Origin of the sequence: Lacticaseibacillus salsurae, assembly GCF_045862175.1 — a bacterium.
GTDB lineage: Bacteria > Bacillota > Bacilli > Lactobacillales > Lactobacillaceae > Lacticaseibacillus > Lacticaseibacillus salsurae.
In genome coordinates this window covers 79877-98574 of record NZ_BAAFZI010000004.1, presented here as the reverse complement: position 1 = coordinate 98574, position 18698 = coordinate 79877, and the positions used below count along the sequence as shown (strand labels likewise).

Here is an 18698-nt window from a genome sequence, read left to right as displayed (position 1 = left end):
TTGTCAGCGAAGCGATTCAACTTATGCGTCAAATCGTATCCGTGGGATCGAGTTTCTTGGTGAGGTATTCGGTATCGTTCCACTTGATCAGCTTAAACGGCAACTTTGGCCCATGCGCTTCTAAAATGGTGACCGATGAATTGGTCAAACCACCCATTTTACGCATATCAGCGATCGGCGTGCCTAGCAAACTTTGAATCAACGCCACAAGCGCCGCCCCATGGCTGACAAAAAGTAGATTTGCTTCACCAGTGATATCTTGGGCGACTGCGTCTAACACTACCGGTTGCATCCGCTTGATCAAATCGGGAAAGGTTTCGCCGGCAATGGCACTGGGATCATATTCACCTGGGGCGGCGCGAAAAGCATGAAGTTCTTTGGGGTATTTTTTAGCCACATCGGAAAATTTCATGCCTTCCATTTTCCCCAAGTTGAATTCGCGCATCCCCACAGTCGTCGTGGTCGGAATGTTTTCATCAAGATCTTGTAACAAGGTTTTGGCAGTCGCTTGCGCACGAGGCAATGGGCTGACGTAACAATGCGCAAAATGTGTACCTTTGAGAAAACCCGCCAGCTGATGGATCTGCTCATAGCTTTCTGGCAATAACGGGGAATCCCCATTAGCGCCTTGATAGCGTCCTTCCAAGTTCCATTGCGTTTTACCGTGCCGCACAAAAAATAATCGTGTCAACTGCGTGCCCTCCTTGTTGTTGCTTCTATTATCGCGATTTTTGCGCGCCTTTTCAACCAGCCGGCGGTATAATCGAAGTAATCAGGAATTTGGAGGCCTTTTCAATGCAAGATTTTACTTACTACAATCCCACCGACATTCGCTTTGGTGATGATATCGACGATCAACTCGCTGACACCTTGGCGCACTTCGGCCAAAAAGTGCTGTTGGTGTACGGTGGCCATTCGATCAAAAAAACTGGCTTGTACCAGCGGGTGATCGATTTATTAAAAGGCTTTGATCTTGTCGAATTACCCGGCGTTGAGCCTAATCCTAAGATCGCGTCGGTGCGCGCCGGCGTTAAACTTGCCCAAGATCGCGATGTGGTGTTGGCAGTGGGTGGCGGTTCTGTCATCGACGCGGCTAAAGTGATCGCCACTGCAGCACATTATGACGGGGATGCATGGGACTTAGTCGTCGATCGCCCACTCGCCCAAAAACAAACCATGTTACCAGTGGTGGATATTGTGACCTTAGCCGCCACTGGTAGTGAAATGAATGTCAATGCGGTGATCTCTGATCCTAGCCGCAACGCCAAAGTCGGTGCGCGTTGCCCGAACCCACCAAAAGTCTCATTTTTGGACCCACGCTTGACCTTCACCGTGCCCGCTCGCCAAACTGCAGCTGGTTCGATGGATATTTTCTCACACTTATGTGAACAATATTTTGACCGCGCGGAAAATGACGCCGCCAAAGGCATGATCGAAGGCTTGATGCAAACCGTCACGCGCTGGGCGCCAGTGGCAATCAACAAGCCAGATTCCTTGGATGCTCGGGCCAACTTAATGTGGACTGCCACCAATGCTTGCTCAGGAATCGTTGGCGTCGGCACTGAAAATCACTGGTCTTGTCACGCGATGGAACATCAATTATCTGCCTTTTATGACGTCACTCATGGCGTGGGGTTAGGGATTTTGACCCCGCGTTGGATGCAATATGTGTTAGACCATGATGAATCGACTGCCAAACTTTTCGCTCGCTTTGGCCACCGCGTTTGGGATCTGCCCGTGTTAGGCAATGTACACAACCGCGCGCAAGAAGCCATTGATGCCACTTGGAGTTGGATCTTTGGCTTAGGGTTTGGCATGACGTTGCCAGAAATCGGTATCGTCGATGACACCCATTTTGCCGAAATGGCCAAAGTCGCTGCCGCTGGGGGTTTGGATCAAGCCTATTTGCCACTTGATGCCCAAGCTGTTGAAGCCATTTATCGCGCCAGCATGACCCCAGGGATGCATTAAGCCGACTTGAAAAAGCCTTCCTCAGATTTGTCGAGGAAGGCTTTTTTCATGGGCTAAGGCAGGAGTTTTGCGGCTGGCACAGTGAAGGTTGCTGGCAACACTAGGCTCATCAACTGCCAAGGCAGTCAATGTCGGCTTGCGTTTGGCGATCATTTTGAAAATGCAATTGAGTTCAACGCGAATCAGCCATGTATCAAAATACTCTGGGTGTTTCAGTTTATGAATGCTTAACATGGCTTGCAGCGCAGTTTCTTGCACGGCGTCTAGGGCATCTTGTTGCTGGTGTAGATATAAGTATGCGGTGCGGTAAAGCTTCTCGTTGCGCGCTTGCAACAAGGCAACTAAGGCCTCTTGATCGCCTTGTTGCGCCGCGTTGATCAAATCTTGCATGCCCATCCCTCCAATTCTCGATTACCCTTATTAGTACGCTTGAAGGCAAAAAAAGTTCCCTCCCAATCAAAAAAATCGCCGATCACTCAGCGACTCACTTCAAGGGGTAATAATTTCAGCGGTTTGCGGCTCCCATAGACAATGACGACGGCAATCGCCAAGTAGATCATCACCCAAATCAGCGAACCATATAATAAGATCTGAAAGTTCCCCGTTGGCGTCCCGCTTAATCCGTGGATCGCCACAGCAATATAATCTAAGCTAAAATGAAACGCTATTGGCACCAACAAACTGCCACTGCGCAAATACATCGCCGCCAACATCACGCCCATCCCCGCTGCTTGAAGGATCTGAACTGCGGTGATCCCAGCGCTTTGATGGGTCAAGTTGATCAAATGCAACGCGCCAAACAAGAATCCAGACGTCAACATTGCAGCCCACAGACTGCGCCAATGCTTCAATAGTTGTGTCAAGATCACCCCACGAAACATGCATTCCTCTGTTAAAGCAGCGACCAAGCCAATGACTAATCCCGCTGGGATACGACTGCTATGACCAAAGTGTGCAGTGGTCACACCCACGCCGATCCATAACAAGAACAACCACGTCCAAGTCCACCATTTTAAATTGATGACATGCAGCTTTTGATGGATCAGCCACCAGTTAAGCGCGAGGATGACGCAAAATTCTAGCGCTTTATAAACAAATAAGTGTGGCACGTAAGCCAAATGCAACATGCGGGTGCCATAGCCGATCACCACTTCGCCAAGTAGCAATTCCAATCCAAAAAATAACCCTAGGCGCAACTGCCATGAAAACTTTTCCATTTGAGCCTCCTATACGCTTTGGGCTGATTATACCAAAATTTCGACGCAAAAAAGCAACCAAGTGACCACTTGGTTGCTTCAAGGTCAAACGTATTGTAAGACTTGCTCATTGGCGTAAGCCACGTCGATGGTACCGCCACCGTAGCACTCTTCGCCATTGTATAACACCACTGCTTGACCTGGGGTGATGGCACGCACTGGCTCGTCAAACTCGATATGCGCGTTGTCGCCGTCTAAGTGCACCGTCACGCCAACATCAGCTTGGCGATAACGGAACTTGGCCGTGCAATGGAAATCTTGCGCTGGGGCAAAGCCGGTGAAGAAGCTCATGCCAGAAGCATCTAAACTCGTCGCCATCAAATGCGGGTTGTTAAAACCTTGACCCACATACAAAATGTTTTTGCTTAAGTCTTTGCCGACCACAAACCAAGGCTCGGAGTTCTCAGAGTTGCCGCCGATACCAAGACCGCCGCGTTGGCCAATGGTGTAATACATCAAACCGTCGTGTTGGCCTTTGACTTCGCCTTCGTAAGTCATCATCTTACCAGGTTGTGCTGGTAAGTAAGTGGATAAGAACTGCTTGAAGTTACGCTCGCCGATAAAGCAGATCCCAGTGGAATCCTTTTTAGCCGCTGTGGCTAAGCCGTATTCTGCGGCGATCGCACGGACTTCAGGCTTTTGCAAATGGCCGATCGGAAACATGGCTTTTTTGAGTTGGGCTTGGGAAAGCTGGCTCAAAAAGTAAGTTTGATCCTTGTTGCCATCGGCGCCGCGCAACATGTGTACGATCCCGTTTTCGTCAGTGGTCGTTTGGGCGTAATGACCCATGGCGATATAGTCGGCGTCAAGTTCTTCTGCATAATCCAAAAACGCTGCGAACTTGACTTCCTTGTTGCACATCACGTCAGGGTTTGGCGTGCGGCCAGCTTTATACTCGGTTAAAAAGTATTGGAAGACGCGATCCCAATATTCCTTTTCGAAGTTGATCGAGTAATAAGGAATGCCGATCTCAGCGGCCACTTTGGCCACATCTTCGTAGTCTTCCGTTGCCGTACATACGCCATATTCGTCAGTGTCGTCCCAGTTTTTCATGAAAACGCCCACCACGTCATAGCCTTGTTGCTTCAGGAGCAAGGCGGTCACGCTGGAGTCCACGCCGCCTGACATCCCAACGACAACGCGGGTATTGCTGTTGTCCATATGATTCACCATCATTTCATCAGATTGCTGAAAGCATTGATTTGAAGGTCAAGATTCCAGTAACGTCAAGTATAGCATAATCGCTTGCCAAAAGTAAGCCGATTTCCAGCCGCATTTTGGCGTATACTGAAGCCTTGAGGTGATCACATGCAAGTTTTCTTAGCCTTAATGGGTGTGTGCTTATTGGTGTTAGGCGCCCAATTTATGTCTGGGCGCTGGTTATCCATGTTAAAAGCTGACGCCACCAAACAAACCGGTATCGCTGTGGGATTGCCGCTGTTGGTATTCGGCTTGTTATTGTTGCGTTTCGCATTTTGATCGCGCCACCAAAAAACGTCAAAAGGCACATGGCCCTTTGACGTTTTTGAAGTTAAACAGGTTTGATCACTTGACGGTCGATCAATTCTGCAATGATGTAGTTGAACTGTTCGACATTCTCAGCGGTTTTGTCTGATTTAAAAATGTCGAGCGCTTTTAACCCGTTGCCGGTGGTCACACCCATTTGAAACGCACTCAGATCAGCTTTAAACGTGATGCGCAGTTTATTTGCTGCGGTAAATGGTGAGTTGGGATCCAAAGAGCGCTCCAATTGGAAATTGCCGTTTTTGGTTTTGGTAAAACCCAGATCCATCAACGTGTAACGCTTCACTGCTGGATCAACTGCATAAGTTGTGGGACTGCCAAGAGGTGCACTGGTGGTTGCTAATGCCATAATTATCCTCCTTCAAATCTTTAAGTCCATTTTACCACGAAAAGCGGTTACTGGTGGCGTCGAGCAAAAATCTGGCGCCCAGTGAAAAAAGCACCTGATCGCCGCTTCGGCGATCAGGTGCTTTCATGTTACCGGTTGGCGCGCGCATGCAAACGCTTGGCGATTTTGATCAAGGCCGTGCCAAATGCTTGCACTTCTTCAGCAGTGGTATAAGTCCCAAAGCTAACGCGAATGGACTCGCTGATCCGCGGTGAATCTTTGCCAAACATCGCGATCAACACATGAGACGGCTCTAAACTCCCCGCTGTACATGCAGACCCGCCGGAAATCGCAAACCCAGCCAGATCCAAGTTCGTTTGCAAGGCGTATGTCGACAAGCCTTTTAACCACAAATTCAAGACATGGTTGGGGTTATCTGGCTTCAAGCTCCCATTGACGGCATAAGCGACGCCTGCATCATCCAGTTGCTTCAACAATTGTTGCTTGAACGCGTAAAAATCCGCTTGGTGTTTGGCTTTGACTTCAGGCGTCAATAACGACACTGCCTTGGCAAAACCCACGATGCCAGCCACATTTTCTGTGCCCGCACGGCGCTTTTTTTCTTGTTCCCCACCATTCATGAACGGGAACAATTTGTACCCTGGCCGCCGATATAAGAACCCAACGCCTTTAGGACCATTGATCTTATGCGCCGAAGTTGATAAAAAGTCCACATGCAAAGCGTCGACATCGATATCATACAAGCCATAAGTTTGCGTGGCGTCAGTATGAAACAACGCTTGATGATCTGCTAACCGCTCACCGATCGCTTGGATCGGCAACCGCGAACCGACTTCGTTATTGCCCATCATGATCGATACCAAAATCGTTTGGTCATCTAACGCTGCATCAAAATCTGCCAGATCCAACTCACCAGCTGCAGACACTGGCAAATACGTCACGTTGAAACCTGCTCGCTCTAAAGCCTTCATTGATTCCAAGACACTAGGATGTTCAATGGCAGTAGTAATGATGTGCTTGCCTTTTGAAGCCATTGCCTGCGCCACGGTTTTGATGACGGTGTTGTTGGCTTCAGTAGCGCCGCTGGTGAAAATAATGTCATCAGGGGCGGCGTTGATGGACTGGGCAATCGTTTTGCGCGCCGCATCTAGTTGGGTATGCGCCGTGCGGCCAAACCAGTGACTGGAGCTGGCATTGCCAAAGTCATGTTGCATTTGGTCGGTCATGGCCTCAACCACTTGTGGCGCCATAGGCGTGGTCGCGGCATTATCAAGATAAATATGTTGCATGATCAAGCTTCCTTTAATTGATGAATATAGGCCAATAACATGGCGGCAGAGCGCTTGCCAGCGTCGATGATAAAGTCATCAAAGCTTTGGCCAGCATTGCCGTCTGCGGTGTCGCTCATGGCGCGGATCACCACAAATGGGGTGTTGAATTGCGTGGCCACTTGGCCGATCGCAGCGCCTTCCATTTCCGCAGCCAGTGCTTGGGGATAAATGCTTAAAATGCGTTTTTTCGCGTCATCTGAGGCAATGAATTGATCCCCAGACACGATCAAGCCAGTTTTGGTGGTCAAACCCACTGACTGCGCAGCTTTGGCAATGTCTGCGACCAGCTTGGCAGCAGCAGTGAACGTTTGTGGCTGTTGAGGCAGTTGCCCCATTGCATACCCAAAAGCGGTGGCGTCTGCGTCGTGATATGCCACGGCTGTTGATAACACGACATCGCCAACTTGTAAGCCTTGGCCGATCCCACCAGCTGAGCCGGTATTGATCACCACATCAGGGGCGAATTTTTCCAACATGATCGCGGTGGTCATGCCCATTTGCACTTTACCGATGCCAGATTCAACTAACACCACCGAAATGCCTTCAATGGTGCCTTGGAAATAATGTTGGTTGGCCACAGAAATTTCTGTTTTGCCTTCTAGTTTCCCTAATAAAGCGCGCAATTCTTCTTCCATTGCGCAGATCACGCCGATCGTCATGAGTTGTCCTCTTTTCAAAAAATGTCTGTGTCCAGTATACACTTTATTTAAGTAAGTCGCAATCAAACAAACGCCAACACCAAAAACACGATCACCAGCAACACCACCACGATGCCGATCGCCCAGTTGAGCTTTTTCTTCAAGCCGGTGACGCGCTTGTAAGTCACCTCATCGAATTGACCATTGGGTTGGATCTTACTGCGTTTTTGTTGGCGCTGTTGCCGCGCATAATCGCGTTCAACTTGTACCCGCTTTTTATCGCGCTGCGACGCTTGGCTTTGCGAATGCTTTTGCGCCTCACGATACGCTTTGCGGGTTTTGGGTTCTTCATCCATTAGCTGATCCTTTCATATTTGCCCATAGTGCCAACCCCAACACCGTTTTGGCATCGCAGATCACCCCTTGAGCTAACAAAGCTTGCGCCTCACGCAACGTCAACCACTGTGCATCGACAAATTTGCCGACGTCTTGAGGGCGTTTGGCTACTACTGAGGTGAGATCTTCAGCTAAAAACACATGACACAACGCATCCGAAAAACCGGCTGCTTGATAAAATTGCGTCAGTGGAGTCAATTTGTTGGCTTTGAGTCCCGCTTCTTCATTAAGCTCACGCGCAGCGGTCACCAAAGGCGCTTCTCCCACTTCGATGCGGCCTGCTGGCAGTTCGATCGTGGCTTGTTTTAAAGGCGCTCGCCATTGGCTGACAAACAATGCCTGATCACCATTGAGGGCCAATATTGCCGCGGAGCCGGTAGTATGCACGACTTCGCGATCAGCAGTTTGACCATCAGCTAAGCGAACTGTTTGTTTGGCTAAAGTCACGACTTTGCCTTGGTACAAAATCGTTTCTGACAACAACGCCTCAGGGGTCATCATTGGTCCTCCTTAAATACATTTACTGTATCAACTATACCGTTGTGCTGCCATCCTGCAAAGGACTTAACGAAAACTTGATGAAACTCAACCCGAAGTCTGATATTGAATCTCTTGGTTTATGCTAAAATGAGGACATAAAGAGTTAGGAAGTGAACCAGGTGAAAAAAACGCAAAAACGGATCCGCAGTTGGCGGGTGCTGGTATGGCTTGCAGGCGGTGTCGCGCTTGGCTTATTAAGTGGGCATATCGGCATTGCAATTTTTGTCGGCGTCGTGTTTGGCGCCGCACGACTGATCGGCGAACTTTCTCGGCCACGGCCTGTGACCCCTAGTGCTGTTAAACCTTTAAGTGCCAGCATGGCAGCGCATTATCAAGAATCCGGCTTAGATGATAGCGAGATCAAAGTCTTTCGTGACACAATGGATCAAGTTTCTGATCAGGTCCAAGAATTTGAAGAGATCATTGCCCGCGTCCCTAAACTCAAAAGTATCGCCATTAACACGGACATTGTTTCAGTTTTGCACGCGTACTTTAAAGCCATCGTCAACAACCCCACGGCAATGGGGGCGGCTGGGCATTTCATCTACGAGCAACTGCCGAATTTAGTCCGCATTGCCGAAAAATATGAAGCCATCAGCCACCACGAAGTCAAAACTGAAGACACTTATGAAGTGTTGACCACTGCGGCCAACACCACTGCGGACTTGGCCAATGCGATCCGCGATGACTATGCGCATTTTGTTGAAACCGACATTGACGCCTTAGAAGCAGACATCAACTTGGCCAAAAAACAGATTCCTGAATCAACTCAAAATCCCAACACCCGCGTTGATCTTGCTGGTGAAAAAATCAAGGAGCATGCCTAATGACAGAAGAACAAAAAACTGACGCCAATTTAGTCAATGACTTGCTGGCCAATCCTTTTGGGCAAACGCCTGCCCCAACGGCGCAACCTGCCGCCCAACCCACCGCGGTTGCGTCTGGTTTGACGCCTGAACAAGAAGCACAAGCCAAACAATTGGCCGATCAAATCGACGTGAAGTCAACTGATGCCGTGATGAGCTATGGTGCCAGTGCGCAAAAGCAACTTGGGCAATTCTCCCAAACCATGCTCAACAAAGTTCAGTCGCAAGACACTGGTGCCGTTGGTGATGCGTTGACCAGTTTAATGGCGCGGTTGAATGAAGCCAATCCAGATGAATTGCGTGCAGAAGACAATAATGTGTTCAAAAAGCTGTTTGGCAAAGTGCGCCGCTCGATTTTCGAGATCACCGCTAAATATCAAAAAATTGGCGCGCAAATCGACTCGATCGCTTCACGCTTAGAAAAAGAACAACAAGGTCTGCTCACTGACAACAAAATGTTGGATGAACTCTACAGCCAAAACAAAGCCTATTTTGACGCCTTGAACATCTACATCGCCGCGGCCAAAATGAAACTGCAAGAACTTGACGCCACGACCATTCCAGAAGCCATGGCCAAAGCCCAAGCATCCGGCGATCAAATGCAAGTGCAAGAAGTCAACGACCTCAAGCAATTTCAAACGCGATTGGAAAAGCGTGCGTATGATCTGGAATTAGCCCGGCAGATCACCTTGCAACAAGCCCCACAGATCCGCTTGATCCAAAATACCAACCAAGCATTGGCGGAAAAGATCCAAGCGTCGATCAACACTGCCATTCCATTATGGAAAAATCAAGTGGCGATCGCCTTGACCTTGTTGCGGCAAAAAGATGCTGTCACCGCGCAACGTCAAGTTTCCGAAACCACTAACGATCTGTTGAAGAAAAATGCCGCGATGCTCAAGACTTCGGCCATCGAAACTGCCAAAGAAAACGAACGCGGCGTGGTGGATATCGAAACCTTGACCCAAACGCAAAACGACTTGGTGGAAACCTTGCAGCAAACCTTACAGATCCAACAAGAAGGTCGCAGCAAGCGCCAAGCCGCCGAACAAGAACTGGCCAACATGGAAACCGAACTCAAAAATCACTTGTTGGACTACACCAAAGGCAACATGTAACCGTCAAAATCGCCTAGCCGACTGGTTTCAGGCGATTTTTTCTTTCATTTTAAAAAAGCGCTTGCACTTTTAGATCAAAGGTGTTATGCTTCATTCACCAACTAAAAGTAAGTGCCAAGAACTTGCTTTTGTTGGTAAAAAGCACTAAGCAAAGCCGCGCGGTTAGGTACATCGTCTGCGCTTTGTGGCAGCAAACATCCCCATGATGGCGAAGCGTGGCGATGGGCATTCCCGTGGGCAGAAGAGCGTTGGCGTACCGAAGAAAATGGTCAACTATCACTTCGACAAAAGTGAGTCACAGAAGCGGCCCGCCGTGTTTGAGCGTTTCACGACTGATCAGTGGATCATCGAGACAACTGTCGCCCAGTTTCGTCCGATGGCTCCCTGATCTTCGTCGCAACAGCCTCATCACGACGCGTCGGATTGTGCAAAAATCGGGATCCACCTGCGCCACCGTTTTACCCACAGTGAGTTTTGTGCTGTGGCTGTTCGAGTGCCCACGGGCATGGCAACGTGTGACCTTGAATCACTCGAGGATCACACTTCACAAACGAATTTTAAGGCACCTAAATTGGGTTAGTAGGCACTTTTTCAACCAAACGTTGAATCAGTGCCTATTTTTATGCGATCACTCAGGATCTGCAGACGATCGATGTATCGCCAACAGCCTTGGTTTAAGCGCACAAACGCCGTGCCGCCACGATGGTTGTCAATCGTGGTGGCACGGCGTTTGGTTACGCGTCGTCATAACGCGATAATGCCAAGTGCAAATGGGCTTTGACGTCATCGACCACGTTTTGCGGGGCGATCACCCGCAAGACCAAGCTTTGGGCAATCAACCACATCCGCACGCCAGCAGAATATTCGGCGTCCATTTCGACTAATGCCACACGAAACGGCCAAGCGTTGTCTTTGTTTGGTAAATAACGCAAGACATGCGCGGTGGGATAGCGATCGAAGACATATTCCAATAACCCATAATATTCAAACTGGATCTTGATGGTTTTGCCGCGATAACCAGCCGCTTGAAAGCGGCGATGCGCCCCGACTTCAGGATCCGGTTGCGCGATTTCAGTCGGCGTCAACGCTTGAAAATCACTGATCCAATCCAAATGCAGATCACGAATGGTTGAAGTGGCTTCCACATTAACACTGAGCAAAAAGTATTGCCCTGTAAAACTGATCGCCAACGGCACCACTGTTAGCGTTTCTGGGGCTTGCCATTCGCCGGCTTCCCGATCAACATAAGTTAACGCCAAGTAGCGCTTTTGTTCGATGGCTTTTTGCAGCTGCCAGATCAAGCGTGCCCGAGTTTGGACCATGGTGATGGGTTCATAGTTGGCGACTTCTTCGGCAACCGCTTGTTGGATCGACGTGATCGCAGCATTATCAGTTAACCGCTGCAACGCATTAAAACTGGTTTGCATTTCCGCTACGGTCAAAATTCGCGACTGGAGGATCATTTTTTCTAGCATCAACACCACACCGGGTTGTACTTGCGCATTCAACACGATCCGATACCCTGCCGGCCGCGTCGGCAAGCGCTGCAACAAAGGCTGGCCATGTGCGCCGAGTGCTTGTAATTGATCCAAGTCGCGTTGGGCGGTGCGGACCGTCACGCCGAATCGATCAGCAAGCGATTGTGCCGTGACGGTGGCGCCAGTAAAAAGCAGATTGAGGATGCTTAATAAGCGGGATTGGGCTTGAATATTTGCCATGGTGAATACTCCTTAGACCTTCAGTATAGCGCATTTATTTTACGGCTGAGCAAATATCTCATTTAACGCGTTAATGAAGTCGGCTTTGCCTTGGCGTACACGTGCTTCTCTAAAGCGGTGCAATTCTGCCACAGTTTCGGCAGGGATCACATTGTTGCGCGTTAAATGCACACTGCTACCAGCGTAATAAAACAACCGGCGATCAAAAACATCCAGCATTTCAGTTTTGGCTTGATAATCTGAGCGCTCAATGGCAGTGTGGATCGCTCGGCGCCAATTCGTATCTTGACGTGTAATGAACATGGGTTGTTTTTCGGTGGGCCATTGACTCACGCGCCGCAAATATGCCGCCACCCAAGTCAACATCAGCTTTTGAGAAGCCAGCCAATGCTCAGGATAACTGGTATTAAACTGACGAAATGGCGAACTGGCAAATTTTGCGGAACGGTAAGGAAACCAAGAGATGCGCACGACCTCTCGAATCCCAAATTGATGGTCATTACCCAGATCGTCAGCTGAGATCAATGCATCCGGATCTTGGATATAGTTATCATGGACAAACGTGCCTTTGCTGCTGAGCTGATCGGGTAAAAAAGTCCCTGGGATCGGCCAAGTGCCGCTGATATTTTTGAGATTCATCACTTGATGATCAAAAGCCTCACGAGCAGGTAGCGTCAATAAGCCCCGATCATTTTGCGGATTGCTGGCTAAGATCACTAACCTTGGCGCTTTTAAGGTGCCTTGAAACGGCAGCGGCACTTGCGGTTGGCGGAGGCCATCGATCATTGGCGCAATGCAGTCAAGTACTGCTTGGTGATCGGCTTGATGCAAGATAAATGACCGTAAGCCGGAATGCCAGTCTTCCATGGCCACGCTAGCCCACACCACTTCTTCGAACATCGGTTGTTCTGCAACATAATCTAAGATCTGCTGGTAACGTTCGGCAGGCGTTTTGCCACGACCCCAACCCCGCCAAAATTGATAAATGGCTTGGGTCGCATCAACAGACGACATCACCTGAATCAAATCTTTCATCACCGCATCATACTCCCCCCGGGTACATTAGCTCACATTTATATTATGCGGGATAATATGGGGTCGTGGCTTGAGAATTTCACCAAGTCGATCCAGCGACGTCATGTGTCGTCAGCCTAAAAGCTTGCGACATATGGTGTCGTTTTACGCACAAAAAAACAAACCACCGTTAAGCGGTTTGTTGGCGGTTTTGCCACATGCGATAAGCCGTCAATCCAAAAGCGATCACACATAAGCCGATCGCCACGGCAAAAGCCACTTGCATCCCATTGATGAACAATTGGTTGTGACCAGTCGGATATGCGGACATATGCTTACCCACAGTGTGGCTCATTGCGGCAAATAACGTGGTCGTCGCCGCTGAGATCCCCACGACCATTCCTAAGTTACGCGCTAACGCGTTTAGCCCACCGGCGATCCCCAGATCCTTAGACGCCACTGCGGACATGATAATGGTGTTGTTTGGCGATTGAAACACCCCGTTGCCAAACCCGTTGACGGCAATGATCGCGATGATCGCCCACATCGGCGTGGCCAAATGCCACAGTGCATAGCCGACTTGTGCCGCCAAAATCGCGCCTAAGCCCACTAAGGTCAAGAAATACGGGCCAATCTTATCGGACAACGACCCCGAAAGCGGCGCGATGATCACTTGCACAATGGGAAACACCATCATCAAATACCCAGCATGGGTCGCCGAAAATCCGCGTGCATTTTCCAAATAAAACGGCGTGATCACATTGGAAAAGAAGTTGGTCACAAAAATCAAAAAACCAGTCAACAGCGACACGGTAAATTCATGATTGGCAAACAGCTTAAACGATACCAAAGGCAGGTGATGGCGGTGTTCAAGCATCACAAACCCCATGAACGCAACTAAAGCAAAGGCAAATAATGCCAAGATCAAAGGTTGACCAAAGCCGACTTCTTGACCTAACGATACCGCCAAGAAAAATGGCACGATGGCCAACACATACGCGCCAAAGCCGCCCCAATCGATCGGCTGGTGCGTGATTTGCAAGTCTTTTGGCAACACGAAATGCCCCACAAGCATGGTGATGATCCCAATGGGAATATTGATCCAGAAAATGTACCCCCAAGGCAGTGCCCCTAAGATCAACCCGCCAATGCCAGGTCCAGCAATCGAACCAACGGCGACAAATGAACCGATCAAACCTAACGCTTTGCCGCGTTCGTTGGCAGGAAATACTTCAGTAATGATGCCGTTGTTATTGGCCATGGTCATCGATGCGCCGAGCGCTTGCATCACCCGGGCAAATAACAACAAGCCAAAACTGTGATTGAACCCCGCCAATAAACTGCCGAAAGTAAACAACACCGTGCCTAAACGAAAGACTCGGATCTTGCCGAATGAATCGCCAAGTTTGCCCATCAACAATAACAAGGCACAAATCACAATCAAATAAATCGACACGACCCACTCGGCTTGATTCATCGGCACGTGTAAGTCTTTTGACATCACTGGCAAGGCAATATTGACGATCGACGCATCCAATGTGGACATGATCGTGAACATCCCCACAGCAGTGATGATCCACCAGCGATTTTTTTGCACTTTAGGGTCTTGCACGTAATTTTGCACCAGGTCAGCCTCCACTTTTCTGAAAGTACTTTTAGTATACGCCGATTTACTAAACAATTACCAACCTTACCGCTTCGATACATCAAAGCGGACAGGTCTTTACATTCACCAATTATGCTAAAAGCAGGAGGAAAAAACATGAAAAAATTGACTTGGCTTTTGTATGGCTTGCTTGCCTTCACGTTAAGTGGTTGCGGCATGCAACAAGCCACTGCCCAAAATGACCACCGGCTCACCATCGCCGGCTCCACTGCCATGCAGCCGCTATTAACCGCTGCCGCCAAGCAACAACATCAACCCATCACCCTCACTGGTGGTGGTAGCGCCACTGGCTTAAACGCAGTGGCCACCAACAAAGTCAGCATCGGCGCAGCTGATATGTTTGCAGAAAATTCCGACACGCCAGCAGCCAAACTCGTCGATCATCAAATCGCCGTGGTGGGCATTGCGCCGATCGTGGATCCTGACGTCGGTGTCAGCAACCTCACCACCGCGCAATTAGAGGCGATTTTTTCAGGGCAGCTCACCAACTGGCAACAACTTGGCGGCAAAACCTTGCCGATCAAAGTGTTCATGCGCGAAGCCGGCTCTGGAACGCGCACCGCTTTTGAAACGTTGGCGTTGCACAGCGTCCAAGGGCTTAAAGGCCAGGTGCTAAATTCGTCACAAGCGATGGTCAAACAAGTGGCCGATACCCCAGGGGCGATCGGGTATGTGGCGTTTTCGGCGTTGCAAGCTGGCGTACGCCCGTTGCTACTTGATGGGGTCAATCCCACTGATGCCAATGTGATCACCAACAAATGGCCGCTTTGGGCGTATGAACACCTTTATACCAACGGTGCGCCAAACGCTGCAGTGGCGCGTTTCATTCACCAAGTGCAAACCGACACCGCACAGATCAAGCGCCTCGGGTATATTCCAACCAGCGACATGCAAGTTGCTCGCACCCACACTGGCCAAATCGAAGATACGCATTAAATCAATGTTGCTGAGCGATCAAGCAGTGTTCGCATAGCAAAAAAGCGTCCTGCCGAATCAATCGCAAACTTTGTGATTGACTTGACAGGACGCTTTTGCGCAAATGCGTTGCTTGACGGCTCATCAAGCGCGGTAATTGTCTTGGCTTGCAATGATGGCTCGCTCAGATTCTTTTGATCAGTTGGTATGATTGAGTTTGTGTTCAAAATGCTGCAGTACTCGTGACAACCCGAAGGTCAAAATGAAGTACAACACCATGGCCACCACGATCGGCAACACGCCTTTATAAGTATCTGCTTGCACGATGCGCAATTGATAGATCAGATCTGCTACGCCAATGATCGACACGATCGAGGTTTCTTTGATCAAGGAAATAAATTCATTGCCTAATGCCGGCCAAATCGTCACGATCGCTTGCGGGAAGATCACACTTTGCATGGTTTGCTTATCAGACAAGCCTAATGACCGGGCAGCTTCTTTTTGTCCCACTGGCACAGATTCAATGCCTGAGCGGAACACTTCTGACACATAAGCCGCCGAGTTTAACCCCACCGCTAATGTCCCAGCAACTACGGCAGAAATGTCGTAAAACATGCCGATACCAAAGTAAATGAACATCACTTGCACCATCAAAGGCGTGCCGCGAACAAATTCCACATATGCAGTCGCTAATGCATGCCAGACCTTGGTATGCCCGATGCGGATCAAAGCCAACACGGCCCCCAATAACACGCCAATGATCACTGCCACCAAGGAAATGCCCACAGTGTAGCCAACGCCTTTGGCAAAATATGACCAATAATGCCACATCGACGTGTTAGCGGTATTGGTGTTCATCAACTTCCCGGCTTGGGGTAAGTAAACTTTGTTGATCAGGTCTTTTTGTTGGATCTTTTTAATGGACTGATTGATCGCCAAGGTTAAGCTGGTTTCACCTTTAGGCAAAGCGATGGCGTTGCCGGCTTCTTCACCAGACACGGAAAATTTACCATCGATCGCGGCTAAGCCAGGATCAGAAGTGGCATATGCCATCGCTGACGCAGAATCTTTGACCAACCCATCGATTTTATGGGCTTTTAACGCCAACACCAAATCGGCAGCATTTTCCATGCCCACGAGTTTGGCGCCAGGCATCTGTTCTTTGACCAGATCATAAGGAATCGTTCCAACCACGGCACCAACTTTCTTGCCGCTAAAGGAATTCTTGTTTTTGTATAACCCTTTGTCCGTTTGGTTGATGATGATGTCTTGTTTGGACACATAATAAGCATCGGTGAAATCCACATGCTTCTTGCGGGCGGCAGTTGGGGAAAAGCCAGATAAGATCATATCGACTTTGCCAGTTTCCAAGGCCACTAACATGGAATCAAAGGACATTTTCTTCACGACCAATTTAACGCCGAGATCTTTGGCGATCTGCTTGCCGATCGCAATATCCATCCCCACGATCTCGCTTTTGCCATGCTTGTTGATCTGAAATTCATAAGGTGGGTAATTCGGCGAGTTGCCCATCACCAAAGTGCCTTTTTTTTGGATCCGGGCCAATGAATCATCAGTGGCCGCATGTGTCGTTTGCGACCCCATGCCGGCAACCAACATGCACAATACAAATAATACCCCAAATAGCTTTTTCATTTTGCGACCTCATTTTTTCAATGTTGCTCTAGCATACATTTTTTTCAATATTTATGCAAGAAAAAAACGGCCATTGCTGACCGCTCATTGTCGTTATTTGATGTGTAATTTGTGGCGCATGCCGGCGATCCGTCCGCCGAGCAAGTCATCTGCCAAACGAAACTTCAATACCAAATACACATATACCACCGCGCCGCCGCCTGCACCGACTAGCAAAATCGGAATGGCCGTCAGCTTACGCACGCCGCCTAACCACCAATCACAGCCTGCAACTACTGCTGTGGCAATGGCAAACATCGCCAACGCGCAACCTAAAAGTTGTGAAATATGCGTCCCTAGCAGTGACCAATCCAAGTCATAACGTTGATCCAATGCCCGCAACATCAACACGACCGACACCATCATCCCAACACCAGTGGCCACCAGTGGCGCAAAGCCTTGTAGCCAATACACCAACGGCCACTGCAAGACGATCTTCACGGCAAAGCCGATGAAAAAATACACGATTGCTTGACGATTTTGATACAAACCTTGCATCACCGCTGCTAACACGGTGAACAATCCCATGGCAATGGCCACATAGGCGTTGAATTGCAACATATGCACGCCTAAGCGGTCGTCTGAATAAAACAGCGCATAAAGCGGCCGTGCCACTGCCGACATGCCTAATGCACTGGGCCACATCACCAAAAAGAACAAGCGCAAAATATTTTCGATCTGCGTGGCTACGCCATGCTTATCGCCTTTGGTAAACGCGCCAGCCAACAGCGGGATCGCCGTGACGGCCAAAGCCGATGCCAACGATACCACGATCATCACCAGTTTGTTGGTGTTAAAGGCAAACAAGCCATACAAGAAATTGATTTGATCATTGGAGACATGGTAGAAGTAGCTCAGAAATTCTGGGAAACTGTATTGATCAAAGAATTGATACAACACCGTGCCGGCATCCAAAATGATAAACGGCACCGATTGCTTCAAGACTTCGCCTAACAAGGTTTTAGTCGGAGCTGGCACATCAGTCGCCACCAGATCAAATTCTCGATGCTGGCGAGTATACACCCCAACTAAAAAGATCAACGCGATCGCCGCGCCGACAAACGCGCCGAAAGTCGAATGCGCCACTGCTTGAATATAGTCCCCTGAGCCAACGCGCATGATCAAATATGTCGAGCCCAGCATGTACACCACGCGGGCCAACTGTTCCAACAATTGGGAAATGGCACTTGGCGCCATTTGCGAAAAGCCTTGAAAATACCCCCGCAAAATACTCATCGGTGGGATCAATAACAACGGCCAAACTAACGCGTGCAGCACTGGGATCATTCGCGGATCGACCTGGCCATTTTGCATGGCTAAAATCGGCGTCAAGGCCCATAACGCCCCGGCACTGATGACCCCTAAGGCGATCATCAAGATAATGCTGCGATGAAATAATTTTTTGGCTGAGCCATATTGATCAGCGGCTAAATAATGCGCCACTTGCTTGGATACGGCACTGGGGATCCCAGCGGTTGAAATGATCAAAAACAAGCTGTAAATATTATACCCGCGAGCAAACAACGCATTGGCGGCGGACCAATGCACGCCCATCCACATCACCCAAGGAATAACGTAGATCGCGCCTAACACGCGCGAGAAGATCGACCCTGCGGTCATCCAAGCAGAACCTTTAACTAACGCGGCTTTGGCCTGCGAATTATCTGCGATGCTGTTCACCCCCAAATCATAACTAATATT

Annotated in this window: 19 protein-coding genes; 5 read left to right on the top strand and 14 right to left on the bottom strand. The window is 49.3% G+C overall.

The genetic code is table 11. The features are described from left to right. Positions 1 to 28: 28 nt before the first annotated feature. Complete coding sequence (locus ACKTSG_RS02945; RefSeq protein WP_407891794.1) at positions 29 to 691, bottom strand: histidine phosphatase family protein; 663 nt, start codon at positions 689 to 691, stop codon at positions 29 to 31. A 104-nt stretch (positions 692 to 795) separates the two neighbouring features. Here ACKTSG_RS02945 and ACKTSG_RS02940 point away from each other — a divergent pair, with 104 nt between their 5' ends. Beyond that, complete coding sequence (locus ACKTSG_RS02940) at positions 796 to 1971, top strand: iron-containing alcohol dehydrogenase (RefSeq protein ID WP_407891792.1); 1176 nt, start codon at positions 796 to 798, stop codon at positions 1969 to 1971. A 21-nt stretch (positions 1972 to 1992) separates the two neighbouring features. Here the strand turns inward: ACKTSG_RS02940 and ACKTSG_RS02935 are convergent, their stop codons facing one another. The 3 genes from ACKTSG_RS02935 to mnmA form a co-directional block, all read right to left on the bottom strand. Further along, positions 1993 to 2361 carry a sigma factor gene (locus ACKTSG_RS02935; RefSeq protein WP_407891790.1) on the bottom strand — a complete coding sequence of 123 codons (369 nt, stop codon included), beginning with the start codon at positions 2359 to 2361 and terminating at the stop codon, positions 1993 to 1995. An 86-nt stretch (positions 2362 to 2447) separates the two neighbouring features. Next, positions 2448 to 3188: a CPBP family intramembrane glutamic endopeptidase gene (locus ACKTSG_RS02930; protein WP_407891788.1), complete on the bottom strand. Its 741-nt coding sequence runs from the start codon at positions 3186 to 3188 to the stop codon at positions 2448 to 2450. 84 nt (positions 3189 to 3272) lie between these two features. Next, positions 3273 to 4403: a tRNA 2-thiouridine(34) synthase MnmA gene (gene mnmA / locus ACKTSG_RS02925; protein WP_407891786.1), complete on the bottom strand. Its 1131-nt coding sequence runs from the start codon at positions 4401 to 4403 to the stop codon at positions 3273 to 3275. A 132-nt stretch (positions 4404 to 4535) separates the two neighbouring features. On the opposite strand from mnmA, the gene ACKTSG_RS02920 reads away from it, so the two are divergent. Then, the gene (locus ACKTSG_RS02920; RefSeq protein WP_407891784.1) at positions 4536 to 4706 is read left to right on the top strand and encodes a hypothetical protein; all 171 of its coding nucleotides are present in this window, start codon (positions 4536 to 4538) and stop codon (positions 4704 to 4706) included. Positions 4707 to 4758: 52 nt separating this feature from the next. Here the strand turns inward: ACKTSG_RS02920 and ACKTSG_RS02915 are convergent, their stop codons facing one another. The 5 genes from ACKTSG_RS02915 to ACKTSG_RS02895 all read right to left on the bottom strand — a co-directional run bounded on the left by ACKTSG_RS02915 (position 4759) and on the right by ACKTSG_RS02895 (position 7966). After that, positions 4759 to 5100, bottom strand: a complete 342-nt coding sequence (locus ACKTSG_RS02915) for a DUF1831 domain-containing protein (RefSeq protein ID WP_407891782.1) — start codon at positions 5098 to 5100, stop codon at positions 4759 to 4761. Between the two features lie 128 nt (positions 5101 to 5228). After that, a complete protein-coding gene (locus ACKTSG_RS02910) occupies positions 5229 to 6389 on the bottom strand; it encodes a cysteine desulfurase family protein (protein ID WP_407891780.1) in 1161 nt (386 codons plus the stop codon). 2 nt (positions 6390 to 6391) lie between these two features. Then, the gene (locus ACKTSG_RS02905) at positions 6392 to 7090 is read right to left on the bottom strand and encodes a 5'-methylthioadenosine/adenosylhomocysteine nucleosidase (protein WP_407891778.1); all 699 of its coding nucleotides are present in this window, start codon (positions 7088 to 7090) and stop codon (positions 6392 to 6394) included. A 62-nt stretch (positions 7091 to 7152) separates the two neighbouring features. Next, positions 7153 to 7425 (bottom strand): hypothetical protein, encoded by a 273-nt coding sequence (locus ACKTSG_RS02900; protein ID WP_407891776.1) that lies wholly within the window; start codon positions 7423 to 7425, stop codon positions 7153 to 7155. Continuing rightward, the gene (locus ACKTSG_RS02895; protein ID WP_407891774.1) at positions 7418 to 7966 is read right to left on the bottom strand and encodes an NUDIX hydrolase; all 549 of its coding nucleotides are present in this window, start codon (positions 7964 to 7966) and stop codon (positions 7418 to 7420) included. The genes ACKTSG_RS02900 and ACKTSG_RS02895 overlap by 8 nt, the downstream gene beginning before the upstream one ends. Positions 7967 to 8124: 158 nt before the next feature. Between ACKTSG_RS02895 and ACKTSG_RS02890 the strand changes: the two genes are divergently transcribed. Further along, positions 8125 to 8832 (top strand): 5-bromo-4-chloroindolyl phosphate hydrolysis family protein, encoded by a 708-nt coding sequence (locus ACKTSG_RS02890; RefSeq protein WP_407891772.1) that lies wholly within the window; start codon positions 8125 to 8127, stop codon positions 8830 to 8832. Continuing rightward, positions 8832 to 9989 (top strand): toxic anion resistance protein, encoded by a 1158-nt coding sequence (locus tag ACKTSG_RS02885; protein ID WP_407891770.1) that lies wholly within the window; start codon positions 8832 to 8834, stop codon positions 9987 to 9989. Before ACKTSG_RS02890 ends, ACKTSG_RS02885 begins: the two co-directional genes overlap by 1 nt. A 734-nt stretch (positions 9990 to 10723) precedes the next feature. On the opposite strand, the gene ACKTSG_RS02880 is transcribed toward ACKTSG_RS02885, so the two are convergent. The 3 genes from ACKTSG_RS02880 to ACKTSG_RS02870 all read right to left on the bottom strand — a co-directional run bounded on the left by ACKTSG_RS02880 (position 10724) and on the right by ACKTSG_RS02870 (position 14345). After that, positions 10724 to 11707 carry a helix-turn-helix transcriptional regulator gene (locus ACKTSG_RS02880; RefSeq protein WP_407891768.1) on the bottom strand — a complete coding sequence of 328 codons (984 nt, stop codon included), beginning with the start codon at positions 11705 to 11707 and terminating at the stop codon, positions 10724 to 10726. Positions 11708 to 11746: 39 nt separating this feature from the next. Beyond that, the gene (locus ACKTSG_RS02875; RefSeq protein ID WP_407891766.1) at positions 11747 to 12742 is read right to left on the bottom strand and encodes a hypothetical protein; all 996 of its coding nucleotides are present in this window, start codon (positions 12740 to 12742) and stop codon (positions 11747 to 11749) included. A gap of 169 nt (positions 12743 to 12911) precedes the next feature. After that, entirely contained in the window at positions 12912 to 14345 is a 1434-nt protein-coding gene (locus ACKTSG_RS02870) for an MFS transporter (protein ID WP_407891764.1), read from the bottom strand. 138 nt (positions 14346 to 14483) lie between these two features. Here ACKTSG_RS02870 and ACKTSG_RS02865 point away from each other — a divergent pair, with 138 nt between their 5' ends. Continuing rightward, positions 14484 to 15323 carry a substrate-binding domain-containing protein gene (locus tag ACKTSG_RS02865; protein ID WP_407891762.1) on the top strand — a complete coding sequence of 280 codons (840 nt, stop codon included), beginning with the start codon at positions 14484 to 14486 and terminating at the stop codon, positions 15321 to 15323. A gap of 177 nt (positions 15324 to 15500) precedes the next feature. Here the strand turns inward: ACKTSG_RS02865 and ACKTSG_RS02860 are convergent, their stop codons facing one another. Both ACKTSG_RS02860 and ACKTSG_RS02855 read right to left on the bottom strand, forming a co-directional pair. After that, a complete protein-coding gene (locus ACKTSG_RS02860) occupies positions 15501 to 16958 on the bottom strand; it encodes an ABC transporter substrate-binding protein/permease (protein WP_407891760.1) in 1458 nt (485 codons plus the stop codon). A gap of 93 nt (positions 16959 to 17051) precedes the next feature. Next, positions 17052 to 18677 (bottom strand): putative polysaccharide biosynthesis protein, encoded by a 1626-nt coding sequence (locus ACKTSG_RS02855; protein WP_407891758.1) that lies wholly within the window; start codon positions 18675 to 18677, stop codon positions 17052 to 17054. Between the last annotated feature and the right edge of the window lie 21 nt (positions 18678 to 18698).

What these genes read in the sequence shown, in the direction of transcription:
- ACKTSG_RS02885 (WP_407891770.1), top strand. Translation starts at nt 8,832, where the DNA reads ATGACAGAAGAACAAAAAACTGACGCCAATTTAGTCAATGACTTGCTG.
- ACKTSG_RS02910 (WP_407891780.1), bottom strand. Translation starts at nt 6,389, where the DNA reads ATGCAACATATTTATCTTGATAATGCCGCGACCACGCCTATGGCGCCA.
- ACKTSG_RS02875 (WP_407891766.1), bottom strand. Translation starts at nt 12,742, where the DNA reads ATGAAAGATTTGATTCAGGTGATGTCGTCTGTTGATGCGACCCAAGCC.
- ACKTSG_RS02915 (WP_407891782.1), bottom strand. Translation starts at nt 5,100, where the DNA reads ATGGCATTAGCAACCACCAGTGCACCTCTTGGCAGTCCCACAACTTAT.
- ACKTSG_RS02920 (WP_407891784.1), top strand. Translation starts at nt 4,536, where the DNA reads ATGCAAGTTTTCTTAGCCTTAATGGGTGTGTGCTTATTGGTGTTAGGC.
- ACKTSG_RS02895 (WP_407891774.1), bottom strand. Translation starts at nt 7,966, where the DNA reads ATGATGACCCCTGAGGCGTTGTTGTCAGAAACGATTTTGTACCAAGGC.
- mnmA (WP_407891786.1), bottom strand. Translation starts at nt 4,403, where the DNA reads ATGATGGTGAATCATATGGACAACAGCAATACCCGCGTTGTCGTTGGG.
- ACKTSG_RS02865 (WP_407891762.1), top strand. Translation starts at nt 14,484, where the DNA reads ATGAAAAAATTGACTTGGCTTTTGTATGGCTTGCTTGCCTTCACGTTA.
- ACKTSG_RS02880 (WP_407891768.1), bottom strand. Translation starts at nt 11,707, where the DNA reads ATGGCAAATATTCAAGCCCAATCCCGCTTATTAAGCATCCTCAATCTG.
- ACKTSG_RS02935 (WP_407891790.1), bottom strand. Translation starts at nt 2,361, where the DNA reads ATGCAAGATTTGATCAACGCGGCGCAACAAGGCGATCAAGAGGCCTTA.
- ACKTSG_RS02930 (WP_407891788.1), bottom strand. Translation starts at nt 3,188, where the DNA reads ATGGAAAAGTTTTCATGGCAGTTGCGCCTAGGGTTATTTTTTGGATTG.
- ACKTSG_RS02860 (WP_407891760.1), bottom strand. Translation starts at nt 16,958, where the DNA reads ATGAAAAAGCTATTTGGGGTATTATTTGTATTGTGCATGTTGGTTGCC.
- ACKTSG_RS02905 (WP_407891778.1), bottom strand. Translation starts at nt 7,090, where the DNA reads ATGACGATCGGCGTGATCTGCGCAATGGAAGAAGAATTGCGCGCTTTA.
- ACKTSG_RS02900 (WP_407891776.1), bottom strand. Translation starts at nt 7,425, where the DNA reads ATGGATGAAGAACCCAAAACCCGCAAAGCGTATCGTGAGGCGCAAAAG.
- ACKTSG_RS02940 (WP_407891792.1), top strand. Translation starts at nt 796, where the DNA reads ATGCAAGATTTTACTTACTACAATCCCACCGACATTCGCTTTGGTGAT.